This window comes from Bacillus sp. XB1 (assembly GCF_053557995.1).
In genome coordinates, this window is sequence record NZ_JBNRIL010000002.1 from 767,366 (window position 1) to 793,300 (window position 25,935).

General features: G+C 35.0%; 29 protein-coding genes, 1 pseudogene and 2 riboswitches. Of the genes and pseudogenes, 19 read left to right on the forward strand and 11 right to left on the reverse strand.

What is annotated here, in order from left to right:
• Positions 1-56: 56 nt before the first annotated feature.
• From glcT to ptsP, 4 genes are all read left to right on the forward strand, one after another.
• Complete coding sequence (glcT, locus tag ACK1U5_RS19360) at positions 57-905, forward strand: glucose PTS transporter transcription antiterminator GlcT (RefSeq protein WP_001067317.1); 849 nt, start codon at positions 57-59, stop codon at positions 903-905.
• A gap of 339 nt (positions 906-1,244) precedes the next feature.
• Positions 1,245-3,308 carry a PTS glucose transporter subunit IIABC gene (ptsG, locus tag ACK1U5_RS19365; RefSeq protein WP_000473174.1) on the forward strand — a complete coding sequence of 688 codons (2,064 nt, stop codon included), beginning with the start codon at positions 1,245-1,247 and terminating at the stop codon, positions 3,306-3,308.
• 135 nt (positions 3,309-3,443) lie between these two features.
• Positions 3,444-3,707 carry a phosphocarrier protein HPr gene (gene ptsH, locus ACK1U5_RS19370; protein ID WP_000411080.1) on the forward strand — a complete coding sequence of 88 codons (264 nt, stop codon included), beginning with the start codon at positions 3,444-3,446 and terminating at the stop codon, positions 3,705-3,707.
• Positions 3,707-5,419 carry a phosphoenolpyruvate--protein phosphotransferase gene (ptsP, locus tag ACK1U5_RS19375; protein ID WP_000174207.1) on the forward strand — a complete coding sequence of 571 codons (1,713 nt, stop codon included), beginning with the start codon at positions 3,707-3,709 and terminating at the stop codon, positions 5,417-5,419. Before ptsH ends, ptsP begins: the two co-directional genes overlap by 1 nt.
• A 97-nt stretch (positions 5,420-5,516) precedes the next feature.
• Here ptsP and ACK1U5_RS19380 read toward each other — a convergent pair whose 3' ends face one another.
• The 3 genes from ACK1U5_RS19380 to ACK1U5_RS19390 form a co-directional block, all read right to left on the reverse strand.
• A complete protein-coding gene (locus ACK1U5_RS19380; protein ID WP_000468038.1) occupies positions 5,517-5,885 on the reverse strand; it encodes a DUF3915 domain-containing protein in 369 nt (122 codons plus the stop codon).
• Positions 5,886-6,081: 196 nt separating this feature from the next.
• Positions 6,082-6,300 carry a hypothetical protein gene (locus ACK1U5_RS19385; RefSeq protein WP_000100485.1) on the reverse strand — a complete coding sequence of 73 codons (219 nt, stop codon included), beginning with the start codon at positions 6,298-6,300 and terminating at the stop codon, positions 6,082-6,084.
• A 234-nt stretch (positions 6,301-6,534) separates the two neighbouring features.
• On the reverse strand, positions 6,535-7,152 hold the full coding sequence (locus ACK1U5_RS19390) for a nitroreductase family protein (RefSeq protein ID WP_000180372.1): 618 nt from the start codon (positions 7,150-7,152) through the stop codon (positions 6,535-6,537).
• A 327-nt stretch (positions 7,153-7,479) separates the two neighbouring features.
• Here ACK1U5_RS19390 and ACK1U5_RS19395 point away from each other — a divergent pair, with 327 nt between their 5' ends.
• The 4 genes from ACK1U5_RS19395 (at position 7,480) to ACK1U5_RS19410 (ending at position 11,221) form a co-directional block, all read left to right on the forward strand.
• Positions 7,480-8,772, forward strand: a complete 1,293-nt coding sequence (locus ACK1U5_RS19395; protein WP_001023189.1) for a GGDEF domain-containing protein — start codon at positions 7,480-7,482, stop codon at positions 8,770-8,772.
• Positions 8,773-8,863: 91 nt separating this feature from the next.
• Entirely contained in the window at positions 8,864-10,000 is a 1,137-nt protein-coding gene (locus ACK1U5_RS19400; protein WP_069605467.1) for a serine hydrolase domain-containing protein, read from the forward strand.
• Positions 10,001-10,004: 4 nt separating this feature from the next.
• On the forward strand, positions 10,005-10,883 hold the full coding sequence (locus tag ACK1U5_RS19405) for an NAD(P)-dependent oxidoreductase (RefSeq protein WP_000400471.1): 879 nt from the start codon (positions 10,005-10,007) through the stop codon (positions 10,881-10,883).
• Between the two features lie 5 nt (positions 10,884-10,888).
• Positions 10,889-11,221, forward strand: coding sequence for a DUF3909 family protein (locus ACK1U5_RS19410; protein WP_000365622.1), 333 nt, complete (start codon positions 10,889-10,891; stop codon positions 11,219-11,221).
• Between the two features lie 51 nt (positions 11,222-11,272).
• Here the strand turns inward: ACK1U5_RS19410 and ACK1U5_RS19415 are convergent, their stop codons facing one another.
• The 6 genes from ACK1U5_RS19415 to ACK1U5_RS19440 all read right to left on the reverse strand — a co-directional run bounded on the left by ACK1U5_RS19415 (position 11,273) and on the right by ACK1U5_RS19440 (position 16,274).
• Positions 11,273-11,548, reverse strand: a complete 276-nt coding sequence (locus tag ACK1U5_RS19415; protein WP_000054658.1) for a hypothetical protein — start codon at positions 11,546-11,548, stop codon at positions 11,273-11,275.
• A gap of 287 nt (positions 11,549-11,835) precedes the next feature.
• Positions 11,836-12,348 (reverse strand): 1,2-dihydroxy-3-keto-5-methylthiopentene dioxygenase, encoded by a 513-nt coding sequence (locus ACK1U5_RS19420; protein ID WP_000057317.1) that lies wholly within the window; start codon positions 12,346-12,348, stop codon positions 11,836-11,838.
• Positions 12,326-12,964 carry a methylthioribulose 1-phosphate dehydratase gene (locus ACK1U5_RS19425; RefSeq protein ID WP_000811347.1) on the reverse strand — a complete coding sequence of 213 codons (639 nt, stop codon included), beginning with the start codon at positions 12,962-12,964 and terminating at the stop codon, positions 12,326-12,328. Before ACK1U5_RS19425 ends, ACK1U5_RS19420 begins: the two co-directional genes overlap by 23 nt.
• The gene (locus tag ACK1U5_RS19430; RefSeq protein WP_000027465.1) at positions 12,961-13,620 is read right to left on the reverse strand and encodes a 2-hydroxy-3-keto-5-methylthiopentenyl-1-phosphate phosphatase; all 660 of its coding nucleotides are present in this window, start codon (positions 13,618-13,620) and stop codon (positions 12,961-12,963) included. The genes ACK1U5_RS19425 and ACK1U5_RS19430 overlap by 4 nt, the downstream gene beginning before the upstream one ends.
• A complete protein-coding gene (gene mtnW, locus ACK1U5_RS19435; protein ID WP_000014192.1) occupies positions 13,617-14,861 on the reverse strand; it encodes a 2,3-diketo-5-methylthiopentyl-1-phosphate enolase in 1,245 nt (414 codons plus the stop codon). The genes ACK1U5_RS19430 and mtnW overlap by 4 nt, the downstream gene beginning before the upstream one ends.
• Positions 14,862-14,925: 64 nt before the next feature.
• Positions 14,926-15,031: riboswitch (SAM riboswitch) on the reverse strand.
• A gap of 64 nt (positions 15,032-15,095) precedes the next feature.
• Entirely contained in the window at positions 15,096-16,274 is a 1,179-nt protein-coding gene (locus ACK1U5_RS19440; RefSeq protein ID WP_000765513.1) for a pyridoxal phosphate-dependent aminotransferase, read from the reverse strand.
• Positions 16,275-16,288: 14 nt separating this feature from the next.
• On the opposite strand from ACK1U5_RS19440, the gene ACK1U5_RS19445 reads away from it, so the two are divergent.
• The 4 genes from ACK1U5_RS19445 to ACK1U5_RS19460 all read left to right on the forward strand — a co-directional run bounded on the left by ACK1U5_RS19445 (position 16,289) and on the right by ACK1U5_RS19460 (position 19,918).
• The gene (locus ACK1U5_RS19445; protein ID WP_030027774.1) at positions 16,289-17,152 is read left to right on the forward strand and encodes a carbon-nitrogen family hydrolase; all 864 of its coding nucleotides are present in this window, start codon (positions 16,289-16,291) and stop codon (positions 17,150-17,152) included.
• Positions 17,153-17,223: 71 nt separating this feature from the next.
• Positions 17,224-17,365, forward strand: a riboswitch (SAM riboswitch).
• Between the two features lie 90 nt (positions 17,366-17,455).
• On the forward strand, positions 17,456-18,637 hold the full coding sequence (mtnK, locus tag ACK1U5_RS19450) for an S-methyl-5-thioribose kinase (protein WP_000542675.1): 1,182 nt from the start codon (positions 17,456-17,458) through the stop codon (positions 18,635-18,637).
• On the forward strand, positions 18,634-19,695 hold the full coding sequence (gene mtnA, locus ACK1U5_RS19455; RefSeq protein WP_000104608.1) for an S-methyl-5-thioribose-1-phosphate isomerase: 1,062 nt from the start codon (positions 18,634-18,636) through the stop codon (positions 19,693-19,695). The genes mtnK and mtnA overlap by 4 nt, the downstream gene beginning before the upstream one ends.
• Positions 19,696-19,762: 67 nt before the next feature.
• Positions 19,763-19,918: a YvrJ family protein gene (locus tag ACK1U5_RS19460; RefSeq protein ID WP_000393337.1), complete on the forward strand. Its 156-nt coding sequence runs from the start codon at positions 19,763-19,765 to the stop codon at positions 19,916-19,918.
• A 35-nt stretch (positions 19,919-19,953) separates the two neighbouring features.
• Here ACK1U5_RS19460 and ACK1U5_RS19465 read toward each other — a convergent pair whose 3' ends face one another.
• Complete coding sequence (locus ACK1U5_RS19465) at positions 19,954-20,730, reverse strand: 3-hydroxybutyrate dehydrogenase (protein WP_000258428.1); 777 nt, start codon at positions 20,728-20,730, stop codon at positions 19,954-19,956.
• A 197-nt stretch (positions 20,731-20,927) separates the two neighbouring features.
• Here ACK1U5_RS19465 and ACK1U5_RS19470 point away from each other — a divergent pair, with 197 nt between their 5' ends.
• The 4 genes and pseudogenes from ACK1U5_RS19470 to ACK1U5_RS19485 form a co-directional block, all read left to right on the forward strand.
• Positions 20,928-21,260: a PadR family transcriptional regulator gene (locus ACK1U5_RS19470; protein ID WP_000107982.1), complete on the forward strand. Its 333-nt coding sequence runs from the start codon at positions 20,928-20,930 to the stop codon at positions 21,258-21,260.
• A complete protein-coding gene (locus ACK1U5_RS19475) occupies positions 21,260-22,027 on the forward strand; it encodes a DUF1129 domain-containing protein (RefSeq protein WP_000952882.1) in 768 nt (255 codons plus the stop codon). Before ACK1U5_RS19470 ends, ACK1U5_RS19475 begins: the two co-directional genes overlap by 1 nt.
• Before the next feature lie 13 nt (positions 22,028-22,040).
• On the forward strand, positions 22,041-22,802 hold the full coding sequence (locus tag ACK1U5_RS19480; RefSeq protein WP_069605463.1) for a DUF1129 domain-containing protein: 762 nt from the start codon (positions 22,041-22,043) through the stop codon (positions 22,800-22,802).
• Between the two features lie 12 nt (positions 22,803-22,814).
• A pseudogene (locus ACK1U5_RS19485) lies at positions 22,815-22,958 on the forward strand (DNA-binding protein); the annotation flags it as partial.
• Between the two features lie 15 nt (positions 22,959-22,973).
• On the opposite strand, the gene ACK1U5_RS19490 reads toward ACK1U5_RS19485, so the two are convergent.
• Positions 22,974-23,591: an ImmA/IrrE family metallo-endopeptidase gene (locus ACK1U5_RS19490; RefSeq protein ID WP_069605462.1), complete on the reverse strand. Its 618-nt coding sequence runs from the start codon at positions 23,589-23,591 to the stop codon at positions 22,974-22,976.
• 175 nt (positions 23,592-23,766) lie between these two features.
• On the opposite strand from ACK1U5_RS19490, the gene ACK1U5_RS19495 reads away from it, so the two are divergent.
• The 3 genes from ACK1U5_RS19495 to ACK1U5_RS19505 all read left to right on the forward strand — a co-directional run bounded on the left by ACK1U5_RS19495 (position 23,767) and on the right by ACK1U5_RS19505 (position 25,932).
• Complete coding sequence (locus ACK1U5_RS19495) at positions 23,767-24,060, forward strand: DUF3928 family protein (protein WP_000288330.1); 294 nt, start codon at positions 23,767-23,769, stop codon at positions 24,058-24,060.
• 107 nt (positions 24,061-24,167) lie between these two features.
• Positions 24,168-24,617: an NUDIX hydrolase gene (locus ACK1U5_RS19500; protein ID WP_000540529.1), complete on the forward strand. Its 450-nt coding sequence runs from the start codon at positions 24,168-24,170 to the stop codon at positions 24,615-24,617.
• 139 nt (positions 24,618-24,756) lie between these two features.
• Positions 24,757-25,932, forward strand: a complete 1,176-nt coding sequence (locus ACK1U5_RS19505) for an acetyl-CoA C-acetyltransferase (RefSeq protein ID WP_000552076.1) — start codon at positions 24,757-24,759, stop codon at positions 25,930-25,932.
• The last annotated feature ends 3 nt before the right edge of the window (positions 25,933-25,935 follow it).

Here is a 25,935-nt window from a genome sequence, read left to right on the forward strand (position 1 = left end):
AAGAAGAATATTCTGTAACATGAAAGTAGGCTATTTAAGTACGAGGGTGGTGTTATATGAATAATTATCTAGAAATTAAAAAAGTTTTAAATAATAATGTCATCATTGCTAGCCATCCTGAACACGAGGAAGTAGTAGTGATTGGAAAAGGAATTGGATTTGGGAAAAAAGCGAAAGATGTATTGGAGCAAGAACAAATCGAAAAAATGTTTGTCTTAAAAAATGAACGTGATCGTGAACAATATAAATTATTAGTGCCGCATATTAGTGAAAAATTAATTGAATTGATGAACGATATTATGCTGTACATTCAAGAAAAAGCGAAATCTCCACTAAATGAACATATTCATATTGCGTTAACGGATCATATTTCATTTGCGATTAAAAGGTTAAAACAAGGACTTACAATTGATAACCCTTTTTTAGTTGAAACAAAAATGCTCTATCCAGAGGAATATGCAATTGCGGAAGGTGTTGTACAACTTTTAAATTCTCGTTTGCAAATTACATTGCCAGAAGGAGAAATTGGTTTTATTGCACTTCACATTTACAGTTCGCTTACAAATTCTGATTTATCTTCAGTTAATCAAAACTCCCGTCTCATTGCACAACTTGTATCTTTAATTGAGACAAACTTACAAATTACATTAGACCAAGAGAGCATTCATTATTTACGCCTTATTCGTCATCTTCAATATGCTATTGAGAGGGTGAAAAAAGGAGAAAAAGTAGAAGAATCGCAAAGTTTTGCTGATTTATTAAAGGCGGAGTATCCAGTTTGCTATAACTTGGCTTGGAAGCTAGTTAAGGTCATGCAAAAAGAGTTGCAACTACCTGTATATGAAGCTGAAAGTATTTATTTAACGATGCACTTGCAACGCTTAGTGAAGGCAGAGCATGTGTAAAAAGTCATATATTTTTGTCTAAAATGAAAACGTTAAAAAAAATGATTGAATCGCTTACAATAGTTATGTATAATAACTATTGCAAAGTTATACAAATTTCGACAAACACATTAAGGTGAGTAACGAAAACGTTTGCCTTAATTATAGTGAACTTATACGTAAACCTATTTTTGACACGTGTTACTGATTCGATCAGGCATGAGTGGAGAAAAGTAAGGAATGTAAGCTAGAGAAAGGGATATACTACCCTTTGTATAGCTATCGTTCTATCTTTTTTTCCTCATGTCTTTTTGGCGTTTGTCGGAAGGTATCAATATAGATAAGAGAGGAAGGGTTTCCATGTTTAAGAAGATCTTTGGTGTTCTTCAAAAAGTCGGAAAAGCGTTAATGCTTCCAGTAGCGATTTTACCGGCGGCAGGTATTTTACTTGGATTTGGTAATGCATTTCAAAATCCACAGTTAACAAATGTTATTCCTGCTTTAAAAGCAGATTGGTTCGTAATGGTTGCAAAAATTATGGAACAATCTGGTGATATTATTTTCGCTAACCTTGCATTATTATTCGCAGTTGGGGTAGCAATTGGTTTAGCTGGTGGAGACGGAGTAGCTGGTTTAGCAGCATTCGTCGGCTACTTAATTATGAACAAAACGATGAGTGTGTTCTTAGAAGTAGATAAGCTAGTGAAAGTAACAAGTTCTGGAGCAGACCCAGTAAAAATTGGATTTGCAGATCCAGCGTATGCAAACGTATTAGGTATTCCAACGCTACAAACAGGAGTATTTGGTGGTATTATCGTCGGTATAGTAGCGGCATATTGCTATAATAAATACTTCAACATTGAATTACCATCATACTTAGGTTTCTTTGCAGGTAAGCGCTTCGTACCGATCGCAACTGCAACATTCTCTTTAATAGTAGGTATTATCATGTGCTTCATTTGGCCATACATTCAAGGTGGCTTAAACACGTTCTCACATCAAATGATTGATGCAAATAGAACAATCGCAGCATTTATATTCGGTTTAATTGAACGTTCATTAATTCCATTTGGATTACATCACATTTTCTATTCACCGTTCTGGTTCGAATTCGGTCAGTATACAAATGCAGCTGGCGAATTAATCCGTGGTGACCAAAAAATCTTTATGGCACAGTTAAAAGACGGTGTAGAATTAACAGCAGGTACATTTACAACTGGTAAGTATCCGTTCATGATGTTTGGTCTTCCAGCAGCAGCTTTAGCAATGTACCATGAAGCACGTCCAGAAAATAAAAAATTAGCAGCAGGTATTTTAGGTTCTGCAGCATTAACATCTTTCTTAACAGGTATTACAGAGCCACTTGAATTTTCATTCTTATTCGTAGCGCCAGTATTATTCGGAATTCACGCTGTATTTGCTGGTCTATCATTTATGACAATGCAAATTTTAGGTGTTAAAATTGGTATGACATTCTCTGGTGGTTTAATTGACTTCCTATTATTCGGTGTATTACCAGGCCGTACAGCATGGTGGTGGGTAATTATTGTTGGTCTTGTACTAGCAGTTATTTACTACTTCGGATTCCGCTTTGCAATTCGCAAATGGAATCTAAAAACACCTGGTCGTGAAGTGGCAAATGCAAATGACGGCGCAGGAAAAGCAGAAGCAGGCGAACTTCCTCGTGAAGTATTAGTAGCACTTGGTGGTAAAGAAAACATTGCTTCTTTAGATGCTTGTATTACTCGTTTACGTGTTCAAGTTAACGAACAAAAGAATGTAAACAAAGACCGCTTAAAAGAACTTGGAGCAGCTGGTGTACTTGAAGTTGGAAATAACATTCAAGCTATTTTCGGGCCGAAATCTGACACATTAAAATCACAAATTCATGATATTATGTCAGGTCGTACACCTCATGTTGAAAAAGAAGAACCTGTAAAAGTGGAAGAAACTCCTCAAAAAGTTGATGAAAATGAAACAATTGTATCACCAATCGAAGGAAAAATCTTACCAATTACAGAAGTACCTGACCAAGTATTCTCAGGAAAAATGATGGGAGACGGATTTGCAATTGAACCAACTGAAGGAACAGTAGTTTCTCCAGTGAACGGTGAGATTGTCAATGTATTCCCTACAAAACATGCGATTGGCATTCAATCTGAAGGCGGAAAAGAAATTTTAATCCACTTCGGTATTGATACTGTAAAATTAAATGGTGAAGGTTTTGAAGCGCTTGTAGCACAAGGCGACAAGGTGAAACAAGGCCAACCATTATTAAAAGTAGATCTTGCATTTGTAAAAGAAAATGCACCATCTATCATTACACCAATTGTCTTTACAAACTTACAACAAGGGCAACAAGTCGAATTGAAAAAAGATGGAAATGTTAAGAAGGGCGAAACCGCTATTATTGACATTCAGTAGGAATTTGACGCAAAATGTTTATAATTATAATAGGCGATGTGGTTGACCGAACATCGCCTATTATATACAATAGATGGTGTAGTACTCACGTCTATACAACTAAAAAATACTGTAATTTAAAGGAGATAAATTATCATGGAAAAAATCTTTAAAGTAACTAGCGACTCAGGAATTCATGCTCGTCCAGCAACTCTACTTGTAAACACTGCAAGCAAATTCGGTTCTGACATTAACTTAGAGTATAACGGAAAGAACGTTAACTTAAAATCAATCATGGGCGTTATGTCTTTAGGCATTCAACAAAACGCAGAAATTAAAATCACTGCAAATGGTGATGATGCAGCTCAAGCACTAGCAGCTATCGAAGAAACTATGAAAAATGAAGGATTAGGAGAATAATGACTCTTAACATTCAAGGGATCGCTGCATCAAGTGGGATTGCTATTGCAAAGGCTTTCAGACTTGAAAATCCTGAATTTAACATCGAAAAGAAATCAATTACAAACGAAGCTGCAGAAATTGCACGCTTAGACGCTGCGCTTGAGAAAGCAAAAACTGAATTAGAAGCTATTAAGGACCACGCATTTGCTGAACTAGGTGCTGACAAAGCTGCGATCTTTGAAGCACATTTATTAGTGTTAAATGATCCAGAACTAGTAAACCCAGTAAAAGATAAAGTAAATAGCGAAAAAGTAAATGCTGAATTTGCAATGGATGAAGTTGCATCAATGTTTATTTCTATGTTTGAAAACATGGATAACGAATATATGAAAGAACGTGCTGCGGACATTCGTGACGTAACAAAACGCGTTCTTGCACATTTACTAGGAATTAACTTCTCAAATCCTGGTACAATTTCTGAAGAGGTAATCATCATTGCTGAAGATTTAACACCATCTGATACAGCTCAGTTAAACCGTAAGTATGCAAAAGGTTTCACTACTGATATCGGTGGACGTACATCTCACTCTGCAATTATGGCTCGTTCTATGGAAATTCCAGCTGTTGTTGGTACGAAAGTTGTTATGGAGAAAATCCAAAACGGCGATATCGTTATCATTGACGGTTTAGATGGAGAAGTAATTGTAAATCCATCAGAAGAAACTCTTCGTTCGTTTGAAGAAAAGAAAGCGAAATTTGAAGAGCAAAAAGCTGAATGGGCTAAATTAAAAGACCAAGCTACTGTAACAAGTGACGGACATCACGTTGAGCTTGTTGCAAATATCGGAACACCAAATGATGTACAAGGTATTATCGATAATGGCGGAGAAGGCGTTGGCTTATACCGTACAGAATTCTTATACATGGGCCGTGATAATCTTCCAACAGAAGAAGAACAGTTCGAAGCGTATAAAGCAGTTCTTGAAGGTGTAAAAGAAGGTCAACCAGTCGTTGTTCGTACACTTGACATCGGTGGAGATAAAGAGCTTCCATACTTACATTTACCAAAAGAAATGAACCCATTCTTAGGATACCGTGCAATTCGCTTATGTCTTGATGAGCAAGATGTGTTCCGTACACAACTTCGTGCATTACTTCGTGCTAGCGTATACGGTAACTTAAAAATTATGTTCCCAATGATTGCAACTCTTGATGAGTTCCGTCAAGCGAAAGCGATTTTATTAGAAGAGAAAGCGAAACTTGTAGAAGCGGGTACAACTGTTTCTGATTCTATTGAAGTTGGTATGATGGTTGAAATCCCAGCTTCAGCAGTATTAGCAGATCAATTCGCGAAAGAAGTTGACTTCTTCTCTATCGGAACAAATGATTTAATCCAATACACAATGGCTGCAGACCGTATGAACGAACAAGTATCTTACTTATACCAACCATATAACCCATCTATTTTACGTCTTGTAAAAATGGTTATCGATGCTGCTCATAAAGAAGGCAAATGGGCTGGTATGTGTGGTGAGATGGCGGGCGATTCACTTGCTATCCCATTATTATTAGGATTAGGTTTAGATGAGTTCAGTATGAGTGCAACATCTATTCTTCCTGCAAGAACACAGCTAAGCAAGTTGTCAAAAGCAGAAATGGAAACATTAGCAGAAAAAGCATTAATGATGTCAACTGCTGAAGAAGTTGTTGAACTAGTTAAAAGCATATAAACAATAAAAAAACCTGAGCCGATTTGAAATCGGTCTCAGGTTTTTTCTATGAGAAAAGTAAATCTTATTTGCTTACTATTGAGGATAAGAGACAGAATTAGATAGCGATTGCAACGATATCAGTTGGGCATACACGTAAAATACCAGTAAAAGTATTTCGATTTTGATTGTTCTTATCGTCTTTATTGTTATCTTTGTCGTCTTTGTTATTACGAGCTAAAGCAGAGAAAAGAGCAACACCGTTAGCGAAACCTTCAAAAATTACATTATTGAAAGTGCCATTACCTCTAATGCTTAAAAGAGAAAGCTCTGTTCCAACTGAAATGCTAGCAAGCACGTTACATACAGCTGGTTGTTGTGGTCTAACTACTTCTCTCTCTTTCTCGCGATGTTCGCGATGGTCACACTCTCTTTCACGATGATGACAGTCTCTAAAGTTATCACAGCATCCAAATGATCCAAACATAATCCTCATCACCCCCTTCACACTTATAATCTATGTAAGTTCGGTAGTTAGTGACTGGACAGAGAGTGGAATTTTTTCTAGGGGATTTTCTCATTTTAAATGACTAGCTGGGTGTTTAGTATGGAATGATGTTTAAAATAGGAGGAATATAACAAAAAAATGTAAAAACCACCGAAATAAATGAAATGGGTAGCCTTTACACTTTTTTACTTTTATATAAAACGATGATATATACAGGAAGAGCTAGGAGTAGTGGCACAATGGATCGTGCAGTATGTTTTTCTGATTCTAATTGGAATGCTTCTTCTTTTGGAAATTGTAAAATGGAGATGTTTGCGGCATCACCAATAAAATATAGAAGCAGTACAGTTACTATGTAACATAAAAGTGCGATAAAGCTTCCGTATGAACTCAATGAAAATCCCTCTCTTGTTATCTATTTGTTATCATTGTATCACAATTGTAACAAAAATACACGGGTATATTTCAACACCTTAACAAAATTCGACACGAAACGTCACGTTTATTTATGAGGAGGGAATAGAATATACTTTTCCATAAGTATAAATGTCGAATGATTTGTAGTAATATTACAAAAGTATGACAGGAAATAAAAAAACGAAGGCAACGTAGTTACCTTCGTTTTTTATTATTTTGCCCACTCACTCACTTGCTCTACGCTCATGCGAGGTGCAGGGTGGCCTTTTAAAGTTGATTCACCAATTGTAATAAGCATAATTGGAACGTAACGAGATGAAACGTTAAATTCGTCTGTCAGTGCTTGTGGATTGAAGCCACCAATAGCACAAGTATCCCAACCAGTTGCTTTAGCTGCAAGCATAAGTTGCATTGCTGCTAAAGATGCATTTGAAAAGGCAGCATCTCTTGGGAATTGTTCACGAGCATATGCAGATTCAATATTTTTAGCTAAGCGTTCTTTTGCTTCTTCTTTCATAAATCCTTGTTCTACAATTGGACCATATACCGGCTCAACATTTTTATAAGCTTCTAAATCGCCTAAAATAGCGACTACTGCAGAAGCATCAAGAATTTGTTGTTGGTTATAAGCTATTGGGTGTAATCGTTTTTGTACATCTTCACCTTGAAAAACAAGGAATTTCCAGTGTTGTAAGTTCCAAGCGGAAGGTGCTTGTGCTGCGGCTTTTAAAATCTCATGTAATTCTGTAGATGAGATTTCTTTATTTGGGTTGAATGCACGTGTAGATGTGCGTTCATATAGAACATCAAAAAAGTTGTCGTTTGTCATTGTATATCCTCCAAATTGTATATCGAATTATCTTCAAAAAAATAATATACATTACTTACATTTTGTAAGTTATCGAATTTAAGAATATAATATCTTTATTTTAATTGTCAAGTTTTAAAAATTAGCTAGGGCATTCATACAAACGATACAATTCCTACAATCATACACTAAAAAAGGAATTTATAGAGTGAAAAGCGAAGATAACATTCTCAATTAGCTTGTTAATATGTATCTCTCACAAATTAAAGTTTATTGGAGACCAGTCTTTTAAAAAAGTTTGTGAGGAATTCAGTAGAACAAGATATATGAAGTGAGTGAAGACTAGTGATGAACATACTACATTTTTTATTAGAGAATACGGTTTTCCAAAATGTGTTACAAGATCTGCAGTTAAATGTCCTTTATATAGAAAATGGATGTAAGCATCAACAAACGGTAGAAAATATCCATCCCAAATGTATGTTTATAGCAAATAGTTTTGAAGAGGGCGAACTATTATTTCAAAGAACGAAACCACACATTATCATTACGTATGTAACAGATTATTCTCAAATAAAATATATAAAGAATATGTATACTCCGCACAGTACATTCATTGTCATTTGGGATCAACAAATAACAAAAGAATTCACAGATGTACTTGCATTAGGAATACGTAATATTGTAATAGCTCCTGTAACTCCGCAAGCAGTGTTAGAGGAAGTGAATAAGAGTTTGTATCAACTTTCTTTAGTAAGGCAAGTTAGTTTGCAGCAGGAATTGCTTCAAACGATGTTTGATTTTCAAAATGATCTATTATTTATAGTAGAAGATGATGAAATAGTTGATTGTAATACAAATTTTTTAGCTTTTTTCGGATATGAAAATTTGTTTGCCTATCGTGAGCAACATTTAGTATTTGCTGAACATTTTATTAGAGAAAATGGATACTACTCGACGACGCATGATATAACATGGCTAGACGATACTTTATCTAGTGGTAGAAGAATTAAGATGTTAAATTATGAAGGGGCAGTATCTACTTTTCTATTACGTGCGACACCATTGCCAGAAGATTTATCAAGATTTATTGTAAAGTGCACGGAAATTACAGAATTAGATGAAATCTATCAAGAACAAGAAAGACTTGCTATGATAGATTCATTGACAGAGATTTATAATCGTTTAAAGTTTCAACAAATACTAGAGGTAGAATGGGAAAAGGTAATACGTAGTGATGAGAAAATAGCAATCATTTTATTTGATATAGATAATTTTAAAACAGTTAATGACACATATGGTCATGATTTTGGCGATTTAGCATTAATACAACTTGCAGAGCTTATGAAATCTAAAGTGGAGCAGCAACATGTATTTGCAAGATGGGGAGGAGAAGAATTCATTATATTAGTGACAAATACAGTAGAAAAGGAAGCATTTCAAGTTGCGGAGTCATTACGATTCTTTATTGAAACAAAGCAATTTACTGGAATTTCGAAGTTAACAGCTAGCTTTGGAGTTGCGTTATATGAACAAGGAACTACAAGAGAAGAATTAATGCAACGAGCGGACATTGCATTATATGAAGCGAAAAAAAATGGAAAGAATCAAGTATGTGTGTATAGAAAAGAAAAAATGTAATTTTTCGCAACAAATTGTTGCGATTTTTTTTTATTGTTTGATAATAGAATAGGGGGGATAATTTTTAGCGAAGGAATTATGGAGGATCAATATGATAAAAAAAGTAATGGTGATGGCTTCACTGTCTGCTATAGTTGGCAGCGGAGTATACTATTTTCTTGTTAGCCCCAATATAAAGGAAAACACTGTATTAACAACTAAAGTGAATCCTACTATTGAATCGGAAGTACAAGGGAATATAGAAGAAAAAGAAGAGCAACAAATTGATTATGCTAGTATATCTCAAAAATTAGATCAATATTTAGTCGGAAAGCAATTTAATGGAACAGTTTTGGTAACAGATAAAGAGCGTGTTATATTGAATAAAGGATATGGGTATGCTGATGTTCAAAATAAAATAGAAAATACCCCTCAAACAAAATATCGTATCGGTTCTATTACGAAAACAGTTGTTGCCACATCTATTTTACAGTTGCAAGAACAAGGTAAATTGAATATTCAAGATAATGTAAATAAATATATTCCTTCATTTCCGGAGAATAAAAATATTACACTATATCATTTATTAACGCATACCTCTGGTTTACCTGAACATGCGAAAGGAAATGTGAATGCTGCTTCCCGTTTACAGTTAATTAATTGGATTGGACGTCAAAATTTAGAATTTCCTGCAGGAACAGGTTGGAGATATACAGATTATAATTATATGGTTCTTGCTTATATAATAGAACATATCTCCAAAAAACCTTTAGGAGATTACATAAAAGAAAACATATTTTTAAAAGTAGATATGCATGAATCCGGTATGGGAAATATGGTACCTGGAGATAAAAATTTTGCAAAGGGTTATGTGAAAAAAAATCAAGAGCTTGTACCAGCGCAGAAGTTAGGCATGGATTGGCTATATGGTTGTGGTGAGATGTATACGACAGTTGGAGATATGAAGAAGTTAGACGAAGCTATTATAAATGGAAAACTTCTTTCTGAACAAAGTATACAAGCAATGTTTTCGCCTTCAGCAGAACGGAAATATGCATTTAGTTTTTATATATATCCAGATTATTTTCATAATCATGGTGTATTATCTGGTTGGAACACTTTCAATAATTTTAATAAAGAAAAAGGAATTTTTGTTATGTTATTTTCAAATGTGAAAAATAGTATGGATGATGACTTTAATAAAGAGTTCCGAAAGATGGTAAATGATTTATTAGAACAAAGGGGATGAGAAAATGGAACATAAAACTGTATCAATAGGTTTCATTGGTATTGGCGTAATGGGAAAAAGTATGGTTTATCACTTAATGCAAGATGGTCATAAAGTATATGTATATAATAGAACGAAAGCAAAAACAGATTCTTTAGTGCAAGCTGGTGCACATTGGTGTGATACGCCAAAAGAGTTAGTGAAGCAAGTTGATATTGTAATGACAATGGTTGGATATCCACATGATGTAGAAGAAGTGTATTTTGGTATAGAAGGAATTATAGAACATGCAAAAGAAGGTACGATAGCAATTGACTTTACGACATCTACACCTACTTTAGCAAAACGTATTAATGAAGTTGCAAAAAGTAAAAAAATATATACGTTAGATGCACCTGTCTCAGGAGGAGATGTTGGCGCGAAAGAAGCAAAACTCGCAATTATGGTAGGTGGAGAGAAAGAAATATATGATAGATGCTTACCTTTACTTGAAAAGTTAGGAACAAACATTCAATTACAAGGACCAGCTGGGAGTGGACAACATACAAAAATGTGTAATCAAATTGCCATTGCTTCCAATATGATTGGAGTATGTGAAGCTGTTGCTTACGCGAAGAAGGCTGGACTGAATCCAGATAAAGTGTTAGAGAGTATTTCAACAGGGGCAGCAGGTAGCTGGTCATTAAGTAATTTAGCTCCTCGAATGTTAAAAGGAGACTTTGAGCCAGGATTTTATGTAAAGCATTTTATGAAAGATATGAAAATTGCTTTAGAGGAAGCAGAAAAATTACAATTACCAGTCCCAGGCTTAAGTTTGGCGAAAGAATTGTATGAAGAGTTAATTAAGGATGGCGAAGAAAATAGTGGAACACAAGTATTATATAAAAAATATATAAGGGGGTAAACGAGGTGGACCTTCAAAAGTTTGATGAGATGATTGATACTGTACAGCGAGCTACTTGTATGCAAATTAATGAAAGACAAAAAGAAGCTTTTAAACAAAAATATGATTTTGAACCAGAATTTGAATATGGAAGAGATGAGAAGGGGCATTATGTAATTCGAACCTCAAAAAAGATGTTAGAAGAAATGGAGTTTTATTTAGCATTGAAATATGATCGTGATGGAGTGGATCTTTATATGCAAGCTGAGATTGACGGCATATTTCATGTATCTGTTAGCTATGGTGAAGATGCCCTACATTTACAAGAATTGTTTCAATTTCTAGAAGAAAATAAATAAAAGTCCTCAAATGAGGACTTTTATTTATTTAGTCATCTTTAATTTTTATAATTATAAGTTAGAAGCCCGGCGGCATCGTTCAACCGGGAACGGGATAATTTGTGCGATGTGATTAGGGCCAAATTGTTTTGTACGAGCATGGCGTATTATATAAAAAGCACACAGAATTGAAACAGGAATAGCGCCGAATAAACCAAAAAATAAAGCGCTTACACAAGATGCGACAAATCCTAAAACACCAATTTCTAACTCTTCCATAATAGCTCCTAAAATAACAGGAAATGCTCCACATGTAACTCCAAGTATAAGTGCGATAAGTAAGCTCATGATTATCCCCCTCTGTTTGCGATATTATTTTCCTTCTTAGTTAATTGTAGTATATCACATATAAAACAGAATTTTCAGAAAAAATTCAAAAAATGTTCAAAAAATGTTCAAAAAATGCACTTGAAAAATCAAGGTGTTAAACTTGTGATGAAATGGTACTTTCAAGTAAATAAAAAATCAGGCTTATTTCAAAATGAAATAAGCCTGTTCCATAGGAGGATGTATATATGTAGAGTGAATAAAAGTTTGGAAAAGGGGGTCCAAGTCCTTTTATTCAACTAACTACCTTAATAGATTGGAACCCAGCCTTCAGTTGTCACAAAAATACGAATAGCTACAACTTGGCGATCATCTTGCAAGGTAAAATAATGTCTTGCATTTTCAGGAACAGATATTAAATCGCCTGGCTCAAGTTCAACATCAAAGAATTTCCCATCTTTACCTTCAATAGCGAAAATGCCATGACCACTGACGATAAAACGAACTTCGTCATCTGTATGATGGTGTTCCTTTTGGAAATTAATTAATAATTCGTCAAGGTTAGGGGTGCTATTTGAAAGTGAAATTACATCATGTGCTTTATAACCACGGCGTGCTGAAACATCAGCGATTTCTTTTGAAAACACAGCTAATATTTCAGCTTTGTTTTCATCTGTTAAAGAATAATTTTCATTTAAATGAGTAGGAAGTTTAGAAATATTCCATTTCTCATATAAAACGCCTTCCTCTTGTAGAAATTTAGATACTTCCACTTCATTTTCAATACGAGTATTTACTTCATGAATACGAATTTGCGCCATTAGAAACGCCTCCTTGAATTGATAATAGTTTTATATGAAATTGGAATAAAAACTCATAAGCTTCTAATCTCTTCTTTGCATCAAAGCTATCTCGACCCCATACGGTAATACCGTGGTTACGGATTAATACTGCACCCGAATCTCCTTGTATATGCTTTCGGAAGTTTTCTCCAAGCGTTGGGATATGGGCATGGTTTTCAATAATAGGAATTTGAATTGTTGCACCTTCTTCCCAAATATCGAGAGCTTTAATAATTTCTTGATTTTGAAGGGTGACTGCATCACTATATAAATTTGTGATGACATTATTATCAGTTGTATGAACATGAAGTACGCACCCGGCATTCGTATTGTTATAAATGTGTGTATGCAATATTGTTTCTGCTGAAGGGCGTAATTCAGTCTCTAAAACGGGAACTCCTACATGATCTACTAATAGAAAATCATCTGGAGTGGTTTTTGTTTTATCTTTACCGCTTGCTGTAATAAGAAAAGTAAGTGGTTCATGGCTAACCTTTATAGAAATATTACCACTTGTTGCTGGAAACCAATTTCGTGTTGTTAACTCTTTTTTTAACTCGCTTAAGTCATACCATTGACGAAAAAGTTGTTTCATGCCTTCACCTCCAACAAAAGTTTTAATTCAGCTTGCACATCTTGAAATGTTTCAAACGGTGTATAAGCAATATGATTTTCTTCACACTTTGTAATAAGAAAATCGCGAGCGAATACTTTATCAGCTTGTTTCGCGGCTTGTAAATCAGTAATAGAATCTCCAATTACAATATGAAAGTCATTTGTATCACTTAATTTACGGATTAATGATGATTTACATAATCCGCAATGATTTTGACAATGATCATCACAAGAATGAGGCCATTTAACTGTAATAAACTCTGCTGAAAAGTCTGTTTCATTACAATAAATTTGCTCTTTTGGAATGATTCCTTGTAAGAGTGGATAGACGAAGAAATCCATTCCACCTGATATCACGTAAAAAGAAATGTTATTTTCCTTTACGAATTGTATAAACTCATGAAAACCACTACGGATTTCAGCAGTTTCTATTAAAAATTGAATAATATCATCGTGCAGATTAGTAGGTATGAATTGAAATAATCGAGAAACACCTTCTTGAATGGATAGTTCTTGTGATAAAATTTTATTCTTTACTTCTTCGGCTTCTGGTGGTGCGAATTTTTCCATAATGGACATAATGTTATCATTATTTGTAATCGTGCCATCGAAATCACAAAATACTTGAATACTCATAATTTCACCTCATAAGAGGGATTTCCCCATATTTGTAGTGCACTATGCAAATTTATGTCGTCTACTTCATGGAGTGGTTTATTTTGCAAAGTAGCATCAATTGCAGTACGGAAAGCTTTACCGCCGCCTTGCGCTCCATTTGGATGTCCGTGTATCCCGCCGCCAGCATTAATAACAACATCTTTACCGAAATCTCGTACAATAAAGGGAACGAAACCAGGATGAATACCAGCAGACGGAACAGAAAAGCTCTTCTTGAAAAATGCATCGTCTTCAGTTAAATATTTTGAGATAGCAAGAGCCTCCTCTTTTTCTAGCGCAACACTTCCGTATGGAGATGGGAATAATGAAAAGTCAGCCCCAGCATAACGTAGTAGCTTTCCAAGTAATAATGGTGATGAAACTCCATATAACTTGGATGCTGAATAAGCACCACTTACAGCAGGATGTGCCATAATAGGAACTGGGATTTCATCATCTTCTGCAAGTGATTGTAGTACATCTAGTCCGTAAGCAAATACGTTAAATAATAGAATATCAGCTCCAGCTTGCACTGCACGTTTAGCATTTTCTTTTAAATCAAAAGTTCGTCCTGTTAAATTTAAGGCATATAACGTTTTATGACCGTATGTTTCGTAGACAGATTGTAAAACTTCTTTTCCAGATACAATGCGTTTCGTAAGTGGTGTTAATGCATTTTCAAATAATATTTCATCATCTTTTACTATATCTACACCACCAATTGCTTGATCGCGTAATTGCGTTTTTAAATACCCAATGTTTCGTCCAATCATTCCTTTAAAAATACTCATTAAAAGGGGACGATCATGCACTTGTAAAAGATTTCGAATACCATCTATCCCGAATTTTGGACCAGGAAAATGTTTTTTTAACTCGTCTGAAAAAGTTAAGTCAATTAGTTTTACTTCGCCATCAAGTGATAGCTTTCCAAATGTAGTCGTTAAAATCGCTGGTAAATCTGGACTGAAGTTTAATAGCGGATATTCGATTTTAATAATTCCGCGTTTTACTTTTTTACGTAAATACGAATTGGTATATTCATGTTCAGCTAATTCCTCAACATGAATGACGTTGCCTTTATGCTGCTTTAATTGTTCTTGCAATAAGTGTGGCAAATGAGTCCAAGAGCCAATTGTTAAACCGAGTGCAATTTGCTCAGCTTTTTTTTCTAAGTTATGTGAATCATCATGGATTAAATACGTCGCTATAATTCCGCTCATTGTTATAACCTCCTAGTTAAATAAAAAAACCTCTCAGCTAAGGAGAGGTTTTTTTACAACCAGCTCCTTATCTGTCAGCGTAATGCTGCGAGAATTAGCACCGTGTCTACAATTGTAGATCGGTTGCCGGGTTTCGTCGGGCTCGTCCCTCCACCTGCTCTTGATAAGAAGTATTTAGAAATGTTTAAATTTTTAAGATAACTGAATTTTGTCAGATATTTTTCGTGTTGTCAATTACTTTTTGAAAAAATTTAATTTATCAATTCGATTAATGGCTTCCCGTAATCTATCTTCTGCATGCAAGAGACCAACACGGACATACCCTTCCCCATGCTTACCAAATCCAACACCAGGAGCAACTGCGACATGTGCTTTTTCTAGTAAAATATCAGAAAATTGCTCAGAGGTATATCCTTTTGGAACGGGAAGCCATGCAAAGAATGATCCTTTTGGAATGTCTACATTCCAACCAATTGAGTGACAGGCTGAAATAAGAGCGTTTCTTCGAGATTCGTAACTATTTACAAGGTCTATTACGCAAGACTGTGAACTTAATAGCGCTTCTCGAGCAGCATCTTGAACTGCACCGAATATACTAACATACATATGATCTTGTAATAGGTTAATTGTTTCAATCACACTTTCATTCCCTACAGCAAAAGCGATGCGCCAGCCAGCCATATTGAAAGTTTTTGATAATGTGTAAATTTCAATTCCTATATCTTTCGCACCATCTGCTTGCAAGAAACTAACAGGTTTTTGACCATCAAATCCGATAGCGCCATAAGCAAAATCGTGAACAACTAATATATTATGTTTATTAGCAAAGTGAATGGTTGCATCAAAAAAATCTTTTGATGCAGTAGCACCGGTAGGATTATTTGGATAGTTTAAAAACATTAATTTTGCACGCTCTGCAATAGAGTCATCAATGTTTGTATAATCTGGTAAAAAGTTATTTTCTGCAATAAGCGGCATTGTTTCAAAGTGTGCTTTTGCTAAAGCAACCCCGGATAAATAATCTGGATAACCTGGATCCGGAACGAGAATCGTATCACCAGGATTTGTAAAACAAATCGGTAATTCTACTAGTCCAGCCTTCCCGCCAAACAAAATAGCAACTTCAGTTTTTGGGTTTAATTCGACGCCGTATTCACGTTTATAGAATGTAGCCACGGCTTCCTTTAAGCTTTCATGTCCGCGAAATGGCGGATATTTATGATGAATGGTCTTTTCGGCAGCATCTTGTAAAGCTTTTACGATATGCTGCGGTGTTGGTTGATCTGGATTACCTTGACCTAGATTAATAACATCGTGACCAGCTGCAACGACTTTGTTAACTTTTGCAACAAGTGAAGCGAAAAATTGTGTTGGCAATGATGTTACTATCTCAGAAGGTTGAAATAATTTCATACTTTCCACCTCTTTTGAAAGTTGTTACAATTCTAGTGACAAATGATATAATCTTTCCAGTATTTTGTAAAGAAAAAAATAAGAATGGGGCTGAAAAAATGAAAGTCGCATGTATTCAAATGGATATTGTTTTTGGAGATGTAGAAAAAAATATTGAGAATGCTAAAAATAAAATAAGCGAAGCTATGAAGGAAAGGCCAGATGTTATCGTCTTACCAGAACTATGGACAACAGGATATGATTTAACGAGACTTTCTGAAATTGCAGATAGTGATGGAGTGGAAACGAAAGAAAAGTTAATAGAATGGGCGAAGCAATATGATATACATATTGTTGGTGGTTCTATAGCAAAGCAAACAGAGCAAGGTGTTACAAATACGATGTATGTTGTAAATAATGAAGGACAGCTAGTCAACGAATATAGTAAAGTACATTTATTTCAGCTTATGGATGAACATAAATATTTAATAGCCGGTAATGGTACGGGCGAATTTAAGCTAGATGATGTCGAATGCGCTGGAACAATTTGTTATGATATTCGTTTTCCAGAGTGGATGCGTGTCCATACTGCTAAAGGGGCAAAAGTATTATTTGTTGTAGCAGAATGGCCATTAGTTCGTTTAGCACATTGGCGTTTGCTATTGCAAGCAAGAGCAGTTGAAAATCAGTGTTATGTTGTTGCGTGTAATAGAGCAGGAAAGGATCCAAATAATGTATTTGCGGGTCATTCTTTAATTGTGGACCCTTGGGGTGAAGTTGTAGTAGAGGCGAATGAAGAGGAATCAATTTTATTTGGAGAGCTTGAATTCGAGAAAATTAAAGAAGTACGTAAAGGAATTCCGGTTTTTGCGGATCGCCGTCCAGAATTATACAAATAAAATGTTGACAAGTGATTTTTATTCTTGGTATAGTCTTCAACATAAAGTTAAAAATTCAAAAAATTATACAACTCTTATCAAGAGCAGGTGGAGGGATTTGGCCCGATGAAGCCCAGCAACCGACCGTAATACCATTGTGAAATGGGGCGTTTATTACGCCAAAAGGCACGGTGCTAATTCCAGCAGAAAGTAAAACTTTCTGGCAGATAAGAGGGGAGAAGATAAACTTCAAACCTCTTTCTTAGTGGAAAGAGGTTTTTCTATGTTAGAAAAACCTCTGAATTTAAAAAGGGGGAGAAGACGATGGGATATTATTCATTAACAGAAATAACAGCTGTACAATATGCGAAAGATCATGGCTATTTTGAAGCGAAGGCAAATGTCGTTTGTCATGAAATTGGAGACGGAAACTTAAATTACGTGTTCAAATTAGATGATGGAGAGAAATCAATTATAATAAAACAAGCACTGCCTTATGCGAAAGTAGTTGGTGAAAGCTGGCCATTGTCTATAAAAAGAGCAACGATTGAAAGCAAGGCATTACAAATTTTTGCGCAGTATGTACCGGATTATGTTCCAGTAGTGTACAGTCATGATGAAGAGTTAGCGATAACGGTAATAGAAGACTTATCAAGACTAACAATTACAAGAAAAGGATTAATAGACGGAGAAGAATATCCGCTTTTATCCCAGCATATCGGCCGTTTTCTAGCACATGTTTTATTTTATACTTCAGATTTTGGTTTACAGTCAGAAGAGAAGAGGGTACTAGAAGGTACCTTTGTAAATCCGGACCTTTGTAAAATTACAGAGGATTTAGTGTTTACAGATCCGTTTGGACATTATGATACAAATGATTATGAGCCAGATTTACAGCTCGTGGTTGATGAACTTTGGAGTGATAAAACTTTAAAACTAAAAGTAGCACAATATAAATATAAGTTCTTAACAAGAAAAGAAACTCTTATTCATGGTGATTTACATACTGGTAGTATTTTTTCGTCACCTTCTGAAACGAAGGTGATTGATCCAGAATTTGCGACATATGGCCCATTTGGATTTGACATAGGTCAATTTATTGCAAATCTATTATTAAATGCTTTATCTAGAGAAGAAGAAAAAAGAAGTGTACTATTTTTCCATATAGAAAAGACGTGGAGTTATTTTGTAGAAACTTTTACAAAGTTATGGATTGGAGAAGGTGTAGAAGCATATACGAAAGAAAAACAATGGTTACCAATTATTTTGCAAAATATCTTTACTGATGCAGTTGGATTTGCCGGATGTGAACTGATTCGTAGAACAATTGGTTTAGCTCATGTAGCAGATTTAGATGAAATAGAAAATAAAGAAACAAGAATTCAAGCTAAGAAACAAGTGCTATCCTTAGGTAAAGAACTAATAAAATATGAATCTAAAAGTGCTGATATTCAACTGTTTCGAACATTATTTCAACAGACAGTTTCAGGGGGCGTAAAAGCGTGAGTACAATTGTTACTGTTCCGAGATCTGTAAGCTGGAAAGGTGATGCAATTGCGGTATTAAATCAAACGAAATTGCCGCATAGCACAGAATACAAAACATTGACGACTATTGAAGAGGTTTGGAAAAGCATCGTAATGTTAGAAGTACGAGGAGCGCCTGCAATTGGAATTGTAGCTGCATTTGGCTTGGCGCTTGCATCAAAAAAATATAACACTGTACATATTGAAGAATTTCAAAAGAAGTTTAATAGAGATTGTAATTATTTAGGAACGTCACGCCCGACAGCAGTAAATTTATTTTGGGCAATTGATCGTATGAGAGAATCTATTCGAGAGATTACTACAATAAAAGAAGCACAAAAAACATTAGAAGAAGAAGCGCTTCGCATTCAGCAGGAAGATGAAGAGGTGTGCCGAAATATTGGGGAATATGCGTTAACATGTTTTAAAGATGGCGATAATATTTTAACAATCTGTAACGCTGGAAGTATCGCAACTGCCAGATATGGAACTGCATTAGCTCCCTTTTATATTGGAAAAGAGGAAGGTGTGCGTTTACATGCATATGCGTGTGAAACGAGACCAGTTTTACAAGGTGGTCGCTTAACGACCTGGGAATTGAAGCAAGCAAATATTGATGTGACCCTTATTACAGATAATACTGCAGCTCATGCTATTCAAACGAAAGAAATAAATGCAATTATTGTAGGGGCGGATCGAATTGTCGCAAATGGAGATACGGCAAATAAAATAGGGACAATGAATTTAGCTATTTTAGCAAAGCACTTTAATATCCCATTTTACGTTGCTGCTCCACTGTCAACATTTGATGTTACGAAAGAAACTGGAGCTGAAATTATTATTGAAGAAAGAGATGAAACAGAAGTTACGAAAATCTTTGGAAAACAAGTAGCACCAATTGGAACGGATGTTTATAATCCAGCATTTGACATAACGCCGAATGAATTAATTACAGGAATTATTACTGAGAAAGGTATTATACGGGGGGACTATAAACGAGAAATTGCATCATTATTTGAAAAACAAGCTAATACATAATAGCTTGTTTTTTTATGCCTAAATGCAGTGTTTTCTCTTACTTATATAATGAAAGGAGGGGAAGAGGATGGAAGAGTGGATCAAGATGATAGGTAATGTAGGGTTTCCGATTGTTGTAACATTATATTTACTCCACCGTATTGAAAGTAAACTAGAGGGGGTAATTGTTGCAATTGAGAAGCTCCCGCGGCAATTACTAAAGTACGAAGATCCTCGGGAATAAAAATAAAGTTTGCTCTTCTTGAGCAAACTTTATTTTTATTGAGCGGTATAACCACCATCTATAACAACAGCTTGTCCCGTTATACCTTTAGCTTTTTCACTCGCTAAAAACATCGCATAATCAGCGATTTCTTGTACTTGTAATAAGCGCTTTTGTGGGACGAGTGGATAAATAACATCTTCTAAAACATTTTCAAGTGGTACATTTCGTGTAGTAGCTAAGTCTTGTAGTTGATTACGTACAAGAGGGGTATCGACATAACCAGGGCAAAGGGCATTAACAGTAATACCATGCGTAGCACCTTCTAAAGCAGCAACTTTTGTTAATCCAATTACGCCATGTTTTGCACTATTGTAGGCAGCTTTTCCAGCAAACCCGACAAGGCCGTTAATAGAAGCGACATTAATAATACGACCATATTTTTGTTGTTTCATAATCGGAAAGGCATGCTTAATTGCAATAAACGGAGCAATTTGCATAATTTGAATTAGTAGCTCGAACTTTTCAGTTGGAAAGTCTTCAATGGGTGAAACGTGTTGCATTCCTGCGTTGTTAATTAATATATGTAATGAACCGAAATGATCAACTGTTTGAGAAATTGCTGCTGTAATTTCCTCTTCAGATGTAACGTCACATTTTAAACCGATAGCTTGAAAACCTTCATTTTGTAATTGTTCAGCAGCTTCTTTTGCACGTTCTTCAAGTCGATCGGTAATCACAACTTTTGCACCTTCTTTTGCAAAAGCCTTTCCCATTTCATAACCAATACCACTTGCAGCACCTGTTAAAAAGACAACTCGATTTGTAACCATGATGAAAAACATCCCTTCATAATAAAGTTTTCATAGTGCTCTATTTAGAGAAGCTATAATGAAATTCCTGCAAACATTTGGAAAAAAATATTGTTAGCTATCTTGTTTTGCAAAATAGTCTTTGCTATACTATTTTGTAAAGCAAGATACTTACGCTTATCTATCTTGTAAAACAAGATAGTAGGAGGATTTGAATTATGTCGACAAGTCAAATGCTGAAAGGGATTTTAGAAGGATGCTTACTTGCTATTATTTCTGAAGGCGAAATATACGGTTATGAAATGAGTGAAAAGCTAGCGAAGTATGGTTTTACAATGGCGAGTGAGGGAAGTATTTATCCGTTATTAATACGAATGCAAAAAGAAGGACTAATAACAAGCGTAATGAAGGAATCTCCATCTGGTCCAAAGAGAAAATATTATACATTAACAGAAAAAGGCGAGGAAGCACTTGATGAATTTATGGATCGCTGGGAAACGATGCAAAGTAGTGTAGAACGTCTACTTGAAGGGAAGGGAAGGAGAAAATAATGCTATCAAGTGAAGCGCGAAAGTTTTTGTTAGATATGAGATTATTTTTGACGGCAAAGAGTGTGAAAGAAAGCGATATTGAAAATTTTATAGAAGATGCGGAACTCCATTTAATTGATGGTGAGAGTGATGGGAAAAGTGTAGAAGATATTTTCGGAAGCTCACCGAAAGAATATGCAAATGAACTTGTAAAAGTGATGGAAAGAGATAGACAGGAAACGTGGAAGCAAATTGGTTTTACAGTAATGAATATCGTATCGTTTTGGATTATTGCTTCTATCTTAATAGTGAATCATGGAATGTTACAGATTTCACTTATTCAGTGTATCGGTTATAGTTTTTCATTTATTTTAGTTGTTATAGGTCCTAATTTTCTACTTCGCAAAATGACTTTTGTAACAAGTTTTTCAAAAACGTGGTTTTCTATGTGGTTTTTAGTAATGATAGCGCCAATGTTTTTAATGGGAGTTATTATGGTACTAGATGTGATATATCCTACAAAAATGTTTATATTCACTCAAATGCAAAGTTATTTATTGGCTGGTGGTATTTTTATTATTACAGTAGCGGTAAATATGTATTTTAATGGATGGTTTAAAAACTTATATTTAATTATTCCACTTTCAATTATGTTAGTGTTTAAAACATTTACATCGGAAGATCTCGTGCCAATTTTATTTCAAATTATATGTTTATATGGAAGTTTATTCATTTTAATTTTTGTTGAAATTATGATAAAGACGAATAGAAGAGAAATGATTAAATAAGGGAGGGGTTATAATGAAGATTTCTAAAGAAGGTGAAAAGTTTTTAATCGATACGAAAGTATATTTAATAACAAAAGGTATTAAAGAAGAAGATGTGGACGCTTTTCTAGAAGATGCAGAGCTTCATTTAATAGAAGGTGAAAAAAAGGGAAAGACAGTAAGTGACATATTTGGTGACTCACCAAAAGAGTATGCGGAAGAATTAGCGAAAGAGATGGAGAAGGATAAAAGTGGGAGCATAAAAAGTATTTTAGGGATGATTATTGCTATTGGTGGATATTGGTTACTGACAAATATTTTATTTGGAAGTCCAGATCAACAATTTACGTTAACAAATATACAGTTAATTGGTTATCCTATCGTTTTAATCATTACGATTATTGGAACGATTGTTGCATTTAGAATGTCTTCTTTTAAAAGTAAATTAGTAGAATTTGGAATAATTTATGTAATAGTAATGGTTCCTATTTTATTATTGGTGTTATTGATGTTTATGAATAAATGGTATGGGACACCTGTATTGCAATTGGCGACAATGCAAACATATATATTAGCAGCAATTATCTTTTTATTACTTCTTATTGGTGAAGTATATGTTCTTGGCTGGATGGGTGTTTTTGTACTAATTGTTCCTCTTATGATTATGTTCTTATTTAAAGACTTAGAAGAAAGTAATGTATTTTGGGGAATTGCAAAGGTCTTACTTATGTATGGAAGTATATATGGATTAATGAAATGGTCTTTAAAAATTGAAGAAAGAAAAAGTATGAACTAGAAATTCAATAAAAAGCGGCTGCTCTGGATATACCAAAAATTATTTCCAAAGAAATATTATATAGGGATTTTTAGAGGGATTACATTTACATTTAGTTGTCTATTTTTATTTCTAGCAGCCGGGATTTGTTTTGTTGATTGGAATAAGTTGTTTTAAACAGTAACATGAGGGTTACTGTTTTTTTCTTTGCAATAAAGAGCTTTGTAAAGAGAGTGTTTTTTGTTCTGCTGTTAATAAGGAATGAATATGAACGTTTTCTGGACGAGGGACTATCGGATACATAAGATTTGTTGGAGAAGGGTGGTGCTCCGAGCCGGTTGGAGAATGAGGATCTGCATGAGTAAGTTTTCCATGAATACGTCTTGTAAATAAAATATGACCAATTTCGTGAGCGAGCGTATATATATTTTTCATAGGAGCAGCCGAATTTGTTAAAACGATATAACCGGTAAGTTGCTGTTGTTTTGCTAAAGAATAAGCGCAGGCAATTACTGCTGTTTCTTTGAAATAATCACTGCCAATATAACAAATATAAAGGTCGCATTCAGGAGCTTCATTTACACATGTTTGGAAAAAGGATGCCAGCTTTTCTTGACTTTGAATGGAATTTTTATAACTGATTTCACGATCGGAAAAACGGAAAATTTCATTTAATACAATTACTTCTTGAATTTGAAATGTAATGGGGTGCCAAATTGATTCTGCAACAGCTAAATCTTTTGCGATGCGGTCATCAGAAATATCGGCGCCGGGAGTAATGCAAATACATATATTGACGTATGGATCCATAAGGAACACCTCAAATGAAAAAAAGTTCTTCCTATAATATATGTGGGAAAAAGATGTCATGTATGGATAAACGCCTTCTTTATTGAATATATAGATGACAAGTCGAAAAAATTTCATAGTTCTATAACATGGTGTGGTCGTCTTTTTGATATAGTAAAGGAAAGGGGGAGAATATATGTATACATTAAAAATCGTTTCAGACAGAGAAGCACTTTATCAATTTGCGAGTTATGTAAGAGTTGTACAAGGGGTTGAAGATGTATATGTAGAGGTGGGAGAACCTTTATATGAACATCCTTTAATGAAGTTTTATGTACATATTAAGCTGAAAGAAACATATGAGCAGCATAAAGCGTTACAGGAAATAGCAAGATTAGTAGAGTTGGGTCGTTTTACATATGTCCATTATCGTAATGATGAAATTGAGGAAGCTTTTGAAGCTGTAAAATATGAAAGTTTTAAGAAATAAAGGTGAAAAAAAGGAGGCGAAAGCTTCTTTTTTTCTTTAAAATTACATGAACAAAAAGAGCAAAATTTTGTTATGATAAGGGAGGTTAGGGAAAGGGGAATTTACATATGGGGTATATTGAAGAGTTACGAAAAGTCGTTGGTACAAGGCCGCTTATTCTCGTAGGATCAGCAATTATTATATTAAACGATAATCAAGAAGTATTGCTTCAATATCGTTCAGATACATATGATTGGGGTGTACCTGGTGGGGCGATGGAACTGGGCGAAACGACAGAAGAAACTGCACGTAGAGAGTTATTTGAAGAAACGGGGTTAACTGCAAAAATAATGCAATTTCTTGGTGTTCTATCAGGAAAAGAAGTATATTTCCGTTATCCGAATGGCGATGAAATTTTCAATGTCATTCATCTGTATCAGGCACATCATGTGAGCGGGGAATTAAAGCTCGATCATGAAGGGTTGAAACTTCAATATTTTCCAGTAGATAAGTTGCCAAAATTGAATGAAACAACAGAGAAAATTTTACAAAAGTTTTTATATGCACTAACAGAATAGAAGGTTAATTCCTTCTATTTTTATTATATCAAATATTTTGATTTTTTAGTATGTTTATAGTATGATAGTTATAGATATACATCTTATGGAATTTCACCTAAAAACTTACTAGGGTACATAAGAGAGGGGCAAGTGCAAAATGCATAATGTTGTTATTACAGCTGCAGTTCGTTCGCCAATTGGAACTTTTGGAGGAGCGCTAAAAAATGTAACGCCAGTAGAATTAGCTGTTCCTGTACTTCAGGAAGCTGTAAAACGAGGCGGGGTAGAACCACATGAAGTTGATGAAGTAATTTTAGGTCATTGTATTCAAAGAACTGATGAAGCAAATACGGCGAGAACAGCTGCATTAGCGGCAGGATTTCCTGACACAGTTACGGGATATACAATCCAACGCCAATGTTCTTCAGGTATGCAAGCAATTATGTCAGCTGCAATGCAAATCCAATTAGGTGTAAGTGATGTTGTTGTTGCAGGTGGAGTAGAAGCGATGAGTTCGAGCCCTTATGCATTGAAACAGCACCGCTGGGGACAACGTCTACAGCACGGAGAAATTCGTGATACGGTGTGGGAAGTGTTAGAAGATCCGATTCACCATATTATGATGGGTGAAACAGCGGAAAATTTAGTTGAACAATATGAAATTACAAGAGAGGAACAAGATGAAGTTGCTCTTCGCAGTCATACATTGGCACTGAAGGCAATCGAGTCTGGATACTTTGACGATCAAATTGTTCCTATTACAATAAAAGAGCGTAGAAAAGAAGTTATATTTTCGAAGGATGAACATCCACGTGCAGATATTACAGCTGAAAAATTAGCTGGATTGAAGCCGGCATTCCGTAAAGATGGATCAGTGACTGCGGGGAATGCATCTGGCCTTAATGACGGGAGTGCAGTTCTAGTATTAATGAGCGAAGAAAAAGCGAAAGAAAAAGGTTTACAACCGTTAGCTAGAATTGTTGGATATTCAGTAGCTGGAGTAGATCCAAAAATTATGGGTATTGGACCAGCACCAGCAATTCGTAAAGGTTTAGAAAAAGTAGATTGGTCATTGGAAGATGCAGATTTACTTGAAATTAATGAAGCTTTCGCGGCTCAATATTTAGCTGTAGAGAAAGAGTTAGGCTTAGACCGTGAAAAAGTGAACGTAAACGGTAGTGGCGTAGGACTTGGGCATCCAATTGGTTGTACAGGGGCTCGTATTACAGTAAGTTTAATTCACGAATTAAAAAGACGTGGGTTAGAAAAAGGAATTGCCTCTTTATGCGTCGGTGGCGGTATCGGGGTTGCCTTATTTATAGAAGCACTATAAAAA

What these genes read in the sequence shown, in the direction of transcription:
- ACK1U5_RS19395 (WP_001023189.1), top strand. Translation starts at nt 7,480, where the DNA reads ATGAACATACTACATTTTTTATTAGAGAATACGGTTTTCCAAAATGTG.
- ACK1U5_RS19505 (WP_000552076.1), top strand. Translation starts at nt 24,757, where the DNA reads ATGCATAATGTTGTTATTACAGCTGCAGTTCGTTCGCCAATTGGAACT.
- ACK1U5_RS19430 (WP_000027465.1), bottom strand. Translation starts at nt 13,620, where the DNA reads ATGAGTATTCAAGTATTTTGTGATTTCGATGGCACGATTACAAATAAT.
- ACK1U5_RS19500 (WP_000540529.1), top strand. Translation starts at nt 24,168, where the DNA reads ATGGGGTATATTGAAGAGTTACGAAAAGTCGTTGGTACAAGGCCGCTT.
- ptsH (WP_000411080.1), top strand. Translation starts at nt 3,444, where the DNA reads ATGGAAAAAATCTTTAAAGTAACTAGCGACTCAGGAATTCATGCTCGT.
- ACK1U5_RS19420 (WP_000057317.1), bottom strand. Translation starts at nt 12,348, where the DNA reads ATGGCGCAAATTCGTATTCATGAAGTAAATACTCGTATTGAAAATGAA.
- ACK1U5_RS19495 (WP_000288330.1), top strand. Translation starts at nt 23,767, where the DNA reads ATGTATACATTAAAAATCGTTTCAGACAGAGAAGCACTTTATCAATTT.
- ACK1U5_RS19480 (WP_069605463.1), top strand. Translation starts at nt 22,041, where the DNA reads ATGAAGATTTCTAAAGAAGGTGAAAAGTTTTTAATCGATACGAAAGTA.
- ACK1U5_RS19460 (WP_000393337.1), top strand. Translation starts at nt 19,763, where the DNA reads ATGGAAGAGTGGATCAAGATGATAGGTAATGTAGGGTTTCCGATTGTT.
- ACK1U5_RS19390 (WP_000180372.1), bottom strand. Translation starts at nt 7,152, where the DNA reads ATGACAAACGACAACTTTTTTGATGTTCTATATGAACGCACATCTACA.
- ACK1U5_RS19490 (WP_069605462.1), bottom strand. Translation starts at nt 23,591, where the DNA reads ATGGATCCATACGTCAATATATGTATTTGCATTACTCCCGGCGCCGAT.
- ACK1U5_RS19380 (WP_000468038.1), bottom strand. Translation starts at nt 5,885, where the DNA reads ATGTTTGGATCATTTGGATGCTGTGATAACTTTAGAGACTGTCATCAT.
- ACK1U5_RS19465 (WP_000258428.1), bottom strand. Translation starts at nt 20,730, where the DNA reads ATGGTTACAAATCGAGTTGTCTTTTTAACAGGTGCTGCAAGTGGTATT.
- ACK1U5_RS19470 (WP_000107982.1), top strand. Translation starts at nt 20,928, where the DNA reads ATGTCGACAAGTCAAATGCTGAAAGGGATTTTAGAAGGATGCTTACTT.
- ACK1U5_RS19400 (WP_069605467.1), top strand. Translation starts at nt 8,864, where the DNA reads ATGATAAAAAAAGTAATGGTGATGGCTTCACTGTCTGCTATAGTTGGC.
- ACK1U5_RS19475 (WP_000952882.1), top strand. Translation starts at nt 21,260, where the DNA reads ATGCTATCAAGTGAAGCGCGAAAGTTTTTGTTAGATATGAGATTATTT.
- ACK1U5_RS19405 (WP_000400471.1), top strand. Translation starts at nt 10,005, where the DNA reads ATGGAACATAAAACTGTATCAATAGGTTTCATTGGTATTGGCGTAATG.
- ACK1U5_RS19425 (WP_000811347.1), bottom strand. Translation starts at nt 12,964, where the DNA reads ATGAAACAACTTTTTCGTCAATGGTATGACTTAAGCGAGTTAAAAAAA.
- ptsG (WP_000473174.1), top strand. Translation starts at nt 1,245, where the DNA reads ATGTTTAAGAAGATCTTTGGTGTTCTTCAAAAAGTCGGAAAAGCGTTA.
- ACK1U5_RS19440 (WP_000765513.1), bottom strand. Translation starts at nt 16,274, where the DNA reads ATGAAATTATTTCAACCTTCTGAGATAGTAACATCATTGCCAACACAA.
- ACK1U5_RS19415 (WP_000054658.1), bottom strand. Translation starts at nt 11,548, where the DNA reads ATGAGCTTACTTATCGCACTTATACTTGGAGTTACATGTGGAGCATTT.
- glcT (WP_001067317.1), top strand. Translation starts at nt 57, where the DNA reads ATGAATAATTATCTAGAAATTAAAAAAGTTTTAAATAATAATGTCATC.
- ptsP (WP_000174207.1), top strand. Translation starts at nt 3,707, where the DNA reads ATGACTCTTAACATTCAAGGGATCGCTGCATCAAGTGGGATTGCTATT.
- mtnK (WP_000542675.1), top strand. Translation starts at nt 17,456, where the DNA reads ATGGGATATTATTCATTAACAGAAATAACAGCTGTACAATATGCGAAA.
- mtnW (WP_000014192.1), bottom strand. Translation starts at nt 14,861, where the DNA reads ATGAGCGGAATTATAGCGACGTATTTAATCCATGATGATTCACATAAC.